We start from the raw sequence: 482 nt of genomic DNA on the forward strand, positions 1-482 counted from the left end.
CGCCTAGACCTACTGTGGGAGCAAGCCCGCTCCCACATTTTTGATCAGCGTCGGCCCCTTCAGTCCATCAGCCCCCATTCACCCGGCGGCTTATGGGGGCCGGGTGTGGCCTCGGCGTGCATTTTCAGGCGCAAGCGCAGATTGTTCACCGAATCAGMATGTTTCAACGCCTCTGCCTCATCGATTGCGCCCTCGGCAAACAGCGCGAACAGCGCCCCGTCAAACGTCTGCATCCCCACCTCTGAAGACTTCTCCATGATCCCCTTGAGTTCGCCAAACTCATTGCGCCGGATCAGGTCGCCGATGGTTGGTGTGCCCAGCATCACCTCCACCGCCGCCCGGCGCTGCCCGTCGCGGGTACGCACCAGACGCTGGGACACAAACGCTTTGAGGTTGTTGCCCAGGTCGTTGAGCAACTGCCCCCGGCGCTCTTCGGGAAAGAAATTGATCACCCGATCCAGCGCCTGATTGGTGTTGTGCGC

The 482-nt window shown here is 61.3% G+C and carries 1 pseudogene; it reads right to left on the bottom strand.

What is annotated here, in order from left to right:
* Positions 1–59: 59 nt before the first annotated feature.
* A pseudogene (locus AC1DF0_RS32190) lies at positions 60–482 on the bottom strand (hypothetical protein); the annotation flags it as partial.

This window comes from Paenibacillus sp. 05T425, from assembly GCF_056396205.1.